8 protein-coding genes are annotated in these 7,073 nt (G+C 34.7%); 5 read left to right on the top strand and 3 right to left on the bottom strand.

The features are described from left to right. Window positions 1-922, bottom strand: a 922-nt coding sequence (locus GOQ24_RS13385) for a glycosyltransferase family 2 protein (protein WP_160339924.1), incomplete at its 3' end; no start/stop codon positions are given. Further along, window positions 919-1,386 carry a type I restriction enzyme HsdR N-terminal domain-containing protein gene (locus GOQ24_RS13380; RefSeq protein WP_155092426.1) on the bottom strand — a complete coding sequence of 156 codons (468 nt, stop codon included), beginning with the start codon at window positions 1,384-1,386 and terminating at the stop codon, window positions 919-921. The genes GOQ24_RS13380 and GOQ24_RS13385, both read right to left, overlap by 4 nt. 57 nt (window positions 1,387-1,443) lie before the next feature. Here GOQ24_RS13380 and holA point away from each other — a divergent pair, with 57 nt between their 5' ends. The 3 genes from holA to GOQ24_RS13365 all read left to right on the top strand — a co-directional run bounded on the left by holA (window position 1,444) and on the right by GOQ24_RS13365 (window position 3,820). Beyond that, entirely contained in the window at window positions 1,444-2,448 is a 1,005-nt protein-coding gene (gene holA / locus GOQ24_RS13375; protein ID WP_155092427.1) for a DNA polymerase III subunit delta, read from the top strand. 11 nt (window positions 2,449-2,459) lie between these two features. Continuing rightward, on the top strand, window positions 2,460-2,648 hold the full coding sequence (locus GOQ24_RS13370) for a CAL67264 family membrane protein (RefSeq protein ID WP_155092428.1): 189 nt from the start codon (window positions 2,460-2,462) through the stop codon (window positions 2,646-2,648). A gap of 377 nt (window positions 2,649-3,025) precedes the next feature. Then, window positions 3,026-3,820 (top strand): YoaK family protein, encoded by a 795-nt coding sequence (locus GOQ24_RS13365; protein ID WP_155092429.1) that lies wholly within the window; start codon window positions 3,026-3,028, stop codon window positions 3,818-3,820. A 102-nt stretch (window positions 3,821-3,922) separates the two neighbouring features. Here the strand turns inward: GOQ24_RS13365 and GOQ24_RS13360 are convergent, their stop codons facing one another. After that, entirely contained in the window at window positions 3,923-4,105 is a 183-nt protein-coding gene (locus GOQ24_RS13360) for a hypothetical protein (RefSeq protein WP_160339923.1), read from the bottom strand. Window positions 4,106-4,400: 295 nt separating this feature from the next. Between GOQ24_RS13360 and ettA the strand changes: the two genes are divergently transcribed. Further along, window positions 4,401-6,089, top strand: a complete 1,689-nt coding sequence (ettA, locus tag GOQ24_RS13355) for an energy-dependent translational throttle protein EttA (protein WP_155092431.1) — start codon at window positions 4,401-4,403, stop codon at window positions 6,087-6,089. A 134-nt stretch (window positions 6,090-6,223) separates the two neighbouring features. Then, window positions 6,224-6,955 (top strand): MBL fold metallo-hydrolase, encoded by a 732-nt coding sequence (locus GOQ24_RS13350; RefSeq protein ID WP_155092432.1) that lies wholly within the window; start codon window positions 6,224-6,226, stop codon window positions 6,953-6,955. Window positions 6,956-7,073: the final 118 nt, after the last annotated feature.

Here is a 7,073-nt window from a genome sequence, read left to right as displayed (position 1 = left end):
TAATAGGGGAGTTAGCACGTTTGTGTTTAAATTGACTGATTCGCTTGTAAAACGCAAAGTGCGAGCGTACTATGGCAAAACAATGCTTTGGTTTTAGGCTTAGGAAATAGCGAATACCTGCAATTCCGTCTAAACAAAGTCGCAAAAATAAAGTTGTAAACTTACACCTTGAGGGTAAATTCTTGTACATCATTAAAAGCGAATTTCGAAAGTTTAGATATGTTTTTTGGGGATTCTGATAACTTAATGTAGCACCTCCAACGTGATAAACTGTAGAATTTCCACAATATTTGATGATATATCCCACATGATGTGCACGCCAACATAAGTCAATTTCTTCTTGGTGAGCAAAAAAGTCTTCGTCGAAACCGTTCAATTCTTTGTAGATACTATTTCTAATAAAAAAACAGGCTCCTGATGCCCAAAATATTTCTATTTCGTCATCGTATTGTCCTTTGTCTTCTTCTATGGTGTCAAATATTCTTCCTCTGCAGTAAGGGAAACCATATTTGTCAATAAAACCTCCAGCAGCACCTGCATATTCAAAGTGAGTTTTGTTTTTAAAATCTAATATTTTAGGTTGAATTATCGCTACCGTAGGCTGCTGATCAAAGATTCTTTCAATTGGATCAAGCCAATTTTCGGTTACTTCTATATCAGAGTTTACAAGTGCGAGATAAGGTTCACTAATGCTTTTTAAGCCTTGATTATAACCTTTTGCGTATCCTCCATTGTCCAAATTTTCAATGATATTAATTTGAGGGAATTCTTTCTGGATTAAAGAAAGGGAATTATCTGAAGACTTATTATCTATGACGTAGATATTAGCTTGATTAGAATAGGCGATAATCGAAGGTAAGAATTGTTTCAACAGTTTCTCTCCATTCCAATTCAATATAGCTATAGCAAATTTTTTATTCATTGTTGTTCTTTATTACTAATGCGTTGGTAGCTCGGCAATGTTTTTAAAAATACGTATCTCATCTCATCATAATCCATTTGACAATAATAGTGGTTTAAACCATTTGTCACAAAAAGGTAATTTGCTCTAAGTTGAAAATTATATCTAGCAATTTGATCAAAAGTGTCTTGGGTAATATTTACTTCAGGTGCTTTACATTCGATTAGCACATCTATTGTTCCATTGGGTTTAAAGATTGCTATATCGTATCTCTTATTCATTCCATTGATTTTGACTACTTTCTCAACGCTAATTAACGAGGTAGGATAGTTTTTCTCAATGATTAAAAAATGAATAACATGTTGTCGAACCCATTCTTCAGGAGTGAGTAGAACAAACTTTTTACGGATAACATCAAATATTGCTAGCTTATTTTCACTATTTTTGAGGCGTAAATCAAAGCTAGGGAAATTTAGTTTTTGCATAAAGCAAATATATTTTTTCTTTAGCTATTGTACAATTAAAAAAGCGACCATAGTATTTTGGATGAAGTTAACGAGATAATAAAGAATATTAAGAATAAAAACATTGCTCCTATTTATTTTTTAATGGGGGAAGAGCCTTTTTATATAGACGTTATTGCAGACTATATTGAAGATAATGTATTGACTGAAGATGAGAAGGGGTTTAATCAAATGGTTTTGTATGGTAGAGATGTTTCTATACAAGAGATAATTTCCAATGCTAAACGCTTTCCTTTAATGGCAGAAAGACAGGTTGTGATTGTAAAAGAAGCACAAGACTTGGCTCGAACAATTGACCAGTTAGAAAGTTATGCTGTTAACTTGCAGCCTTCAACTGTATTGGTCTTTTGTTACAAGTATAAAACCTTAGACAAGAGAAAGAAAGTATACAAAGCGCTTGAGAACTCAGGTGTTTTATTTGATAGTAAAAAACTAAAGGAATATCAAATCGAGGGATGGATAAAGAAAGCACTTACTGCAAAAGGATATGCTATCGAGCCTAAAGCATCTACAATGTTGGTTGAGTTCTTAGGTACAGATCTCTCTAAAATCTCAAATGAACTTAATAAACTTGCCTTAATTCTTCCAAAAGGCAGTACAATTACTGATGATATTGTAGAGAAGAATATAGGAATAAGTAAAGACTTTAATAACTTTGAACTCATCAAAGCAATCGTGGAGAGAAATCAAGTTAAAGCTTATAAAATAGCTGATTACTTTGCTCAGAACCCTAAAAACAATCCAATTGTTTTAACTATGGGGTTAGTTTATGCTTATTTTTCTAAACTTTTACTGTATCATGGACTAAAGGATAAATCTCCTTCTAATGTTATGAAGCAACTAAAGGTGAGTCAATATGCGATAAAGGATTATGAGGCAGGGTTTAGGATTTATCCAATGAAAAGAGTAAGTGGAATGATTGGGCACTTGAAGGATATTGATTTAAAAAGTAAAGGAGTTGGAGCAAATGCTTTATCTCAGGGAGATTTACTTAAAGAAATGTTGGTTAAAATATTTAATTAAATATAGAAATTATGGCATATAAATTAGACAAGAACAAAATATTGGGTTATGCTACCTTGATCATGATCGCGATGGGAGCCCTTTTAATTTGTTTAGGCGCATTTAAGTATTCTGAAATTGCGGGATGGGGATTTACTGCCGTGGGTATTGGATTCCTTGCTATTGCATGGGTGTTTAATGCACTGAAAGGAAGAGTATAAGTTTGATAATAAAGAAGGGAAGCAATTGCTTCCCTTCTTTATTATCATACAATTACGAGTAAGGTTATACAGAAATACTGATTAATAGTCAGTATTTTTTGTTTCCTTTACTATTTTCCTGACTGTCTGTTTCTTAATCATTGCTACATTAGATTTCCAGTCTCTTTCCATTTTACAGAAAATCCATTCTTTATTGCAAATCATAGATGTTCAATGTTGTGTTGGCTTTTCAAATTCTATGAGGTATAGTGCTGCGGAGTGTATTTTGATGTGTATTCTACAATAGTTAATATAAATCCCTTCCAATAGCCTATATATTTGTAATTCTCTTTAATTTTGTTATATTATAATTCTGAGAAAGAGTAATTTATAAGATCATGTTATCACATAGGGGGAAAGGGAGAAGTTTTGGCCAAAATCTGCGTTTAGCGGTATTATTGTCTTTTGTAGGAGGAATTGTTAACGTTTGTGGATTTTTGGCATTAAAGTTAATGACAACCAACGTGACAGGCTATTTATCTAATTTTGCGCAAGAGTTCTTGTCTTTTAATAGAACAGCTATTTTGAAGTCTGTTTTGTTGTTGGTATCATTCTTTTTAGGTTCATTTATTTCTCACGTAATTCTTCAAGTACAAAAGTTGTTGTGGAACAAAGTATACTTCACTGTTCCTTTGATTCTTGAGGCAATTCTGTTAGGAGGAGTTGCTTATCTCGAAGGAGATATTCTTTCTCAATACCCTATGAAGATTGCTTATGTACTATTATTTGCCATGGGACTTCAGAATTCACTGGTGACATTTATTTCTAAGGCAGTAGTGAGAACTACACATATCACTGGAATAGTAACTGATTTAGGAATTGAAACAGCAAGATTGATTTTCTATAGTAAGAATACAGCCGTACGACGTGTATTGTTTTCTCATATCGGTTTAAAGGTTGCAATTGTCTTTTCTTTCGGATTAGGGGGGATTATTGCAGCCTATTGTTTTCAGTATTTACATCTGCGTACTTTGTATATTGGGATGGGAGTAATTTTACTGACTACAGTGTACGATTTTCTTATGGTAAAGATGATATTGGTATTAGAAGAAGGAAGGCATCTTGTGGATTGGAGTAAACGAGCTGTGATGAAAGATCACAGGCTTCACCGTATTTTAAGGAGAAGGCGATAACACTTGTTTTTTGGCCTTCTGTAAATCGCTAAGAAAAGGATAAAAAAAAATCTTGTAATTAATTTTACTCACATAAAAATTAATTACAAGATTCTGATGACCTTAGATTCCAATGTGTAATTCGTATTCATCGTCTGATTTATCTTCTAAATCATAAATAGAATTAGCTGGTGAAATAGCGCTACATGTAGAGCACACATAAGCATCAATTGATGGGTCATAGTAGTGATTTTCGTGATTGTTTTCACACGGTTCACTTTTTGCAAAAAGTAAATGTTCAGACATAATTGTGAGTTTTAAATTATGTATACAATATAGTGATAAAAAAGTGGCGAAACAAGAGGTTTAACTTGTGTTTTGTTTTAAATTTTTGTTAAAAACAACTCATAATGAAGTGATTATGTGTTTTGGAGTTGCTTTTTGTCAATGCTAAATAATCTTAATTGTAGCGAAGTGAGATTTGGACACTTTGGTTCGGGTAAAAAAAGTTTCTTAATCTCCTTAATTAATGCTATTTTTGGCTCATTCGCTATAGAGTGTTTATAGCTTAGTAATCAATAAATTCAATATATTTTACTTTATGTCAGACGATAAAAAGGTAATTTTTTCGATGTCGAAGGTGAGTAAAACTTACTCATCGACAAACAAGACTGTATTAAAAGATATTTATTTAAGCTTTTTCTACGGGGCTAAAATTGGTATTTTAGGTCTTAATGGTTCAGGTAAATCTTCCTTGTTAAAGATTATTGCTGGAGTAGATAAGAACTATCAGGGAGATGTGGTTTTCGCACCTGGGTATACCGTAGGGTATTTAGAGCAAGAGCCGCAGTTAGATGAAACAAAGACTGTGATTGAAATCGTGAGAGAAGGTGCAGCTGAGACTGTGGCTATCTTAGATGAGTTCAACAAGATTAATGATATGTTTGGTCTTCCAGAAGTGTATGAAGATGCTGATAAGATGCAGAAACTGATGGATAGACAGGCCGAGCTACAAGATAAGATTGATGCTGTAGGAGGATGGGAGTTAGATACTAAACTGGCTATTGCGATGGACGCTTTGCGTACACCTGAGCCTGATACGCCTATTAATATTCTTTCGGGAGGAGAGCGTCGTAGAGTAGCTCTATGTCGTTTATTGTTACAGAATCCAGATGTGTTGTTGTTAGATGAGCCAACCAACCACTTAGATGCAGAGTCAGTGCATTGGTTAGAGCAACACTTACAACAATATGCAGGTACAGTAATCGCTGTAACCCACGACCGTTATTTCTTAGACAATGTAGCTGGTTGGATTCTTGAATTAGATAGAGGAGAAGGTATTCCATGGAAAGGAAACTATTCATCTTGGTTAGATCAAAAAGCAAAGCGTTTAGAACAAGAGGAAAAAGTGGCTTCGAAACGCCGTAAGAACTTAGAGCGTGAGCTTGATTGGGTACGTCAGGGGGCTAAAGGTCGTCAGACAAAACAAAAAGCAAGGTTACAGAACTACGATAAGTTGTTAAACGAAGATCAAAAAGAACTTGAAGAGAAATTAGAGATTTACATACCTAATGGACCTCGTTTAGGAACAAATGTAATCGAAGCAAAAGGTGTAGCTAAAGCTTTTGGCGATAAGTTATTATATGATAATCTTAACTTTACTTTACCTCAAGCAGGTATTGTTGGTATTATCGGGCCAAATGGTGCTGGTAAGTCTACTATCTTCCGTATGATCATGGGAGAGCAACAGCCAGATGCTGGTACGTTTGCTATCGGAGATACGGTTAAAATTGCTTATGTAGACCAATCTCACTCTAATATAGACCCAGAGAAATCTATTTGGGAGAACTTCTGTGATGGTCAAGAGTTGATCATGATGGGAGGGCGTCAAGTAAACTCTCGTGCTTATTTGAGTAGATTTAACTTTGGTGGTTCTGATCAGAATAAAAAGGTAGCTACTTTATCAGGAGGGGAGCGCAACCGTCTTCACTTAGCTATGACGTTAAAAGAAGAAGGGAATGTACTGTTGCTGGATGAGCCTACGAATGATTTAGATGTTAATACATTGCGTGCTTTGGAGGAAGGTTTGGAGAATTTCGCAGGATGTGCTGTGGTTATTTCCCACGACCGTTGGTTCTTAGACCGTATTTGTACGCATATCTTAGCTTTTGAAGGAGATTCTCAAGTGTACTTCTTTGAAGGGTCTTTCTCTGACTACGAAGAGAATCGCAAGAAGCGCTTAGGAGATGTTGCTCCAACGCGTCTGAAGTATAAAAAATTAGTTCGCTAATCAAAATAGTTAAAGCCTAATTAGATATCTAATTAGGCTTTTTTTAGCAAAAGCGATTTTTAAACGTGTACTTGCAATAGGGATTTATAAGGATGCAGTTTATTTATCTGCGTTAACATAAAAATAGAATACTAATGAATATAGATGTATTGCATATCAATGCCAAGTCAGCCGAGGGAGAACCGGCTATTTTTAACCCTGTAGTAGTTGGGTTTTCGGATGGTACTTCTTATCTGATAGACTGTGGATTTACGTATAATTTTTCAGAGTTCAAACAAGAGTTGAGAAACTTGGGGTTAATGATAGCGGATTTAAAGGGGATCATTATTTCGCATGATGATATAGACCATTTGGAAGGACTTCACTGTTTTAAGAAAGAATATATCGATTTAGAAGTGATAAGCAGTGTGGAAGAAGCAGATTCTGTTTCAGGAAGGGTTGATGCTGAGCGTTTAGTACAAGTTAGAGAGAGCTTGAATCACATTCCAGAAGAAATGAAACAATGGGTAAATAACTTTATTGTTGAATTAGAAGCAGTAAAGCGATTTGAGGTGACGAGTACCTTAGTAGATGGGCAGTTTTTTAAGGATACGCTACAGGTAATAGCAACTCCTGGACATACTAAAGGGCATCTTTCGTTCTTTGATATTGAAACACGTACATTAATTGCGTCTGATGCAATAGTAGTTGAAGACGGTGAGTTTAATATTGCAAACCCACAATTCACACTTGATTTACCAGCAGCTTTAGCTTCTGTTAGAAAATTGAAAGAATTAAATCCAGAGCGTATTATATGTTTTCACGGCGGTATGGTGGAAGAAGATATTGAAGGAAAATTAAGTAGGCTTATCGAAAAGTTTGAATAGCAATTAACAAAAAGAATAAGAGGCTGTCTAAAAAGCCTAAAAAACAAAACCCCGTCTAAAAAAGGCGGGGTTTTTTCATTGTTTGTCCTCAAAAATAATTATCTTCAAGGTGCAACCA

Source organism: Myroides sp. LoEW2-1 (genome assembly GCF_009767705.1).
Lineage (GTDB): Bacteria > Bacteroidota > Bacteroidia > Flavobacteriales > Flavobacteriaceae > Flavobacterium > Flavobacterium album_A.
The sequence above is the reverse complement of the archived record's forward strand: the minus strand, read 5'-3'. Positions and strand labels throughout refer to the sequence as shown.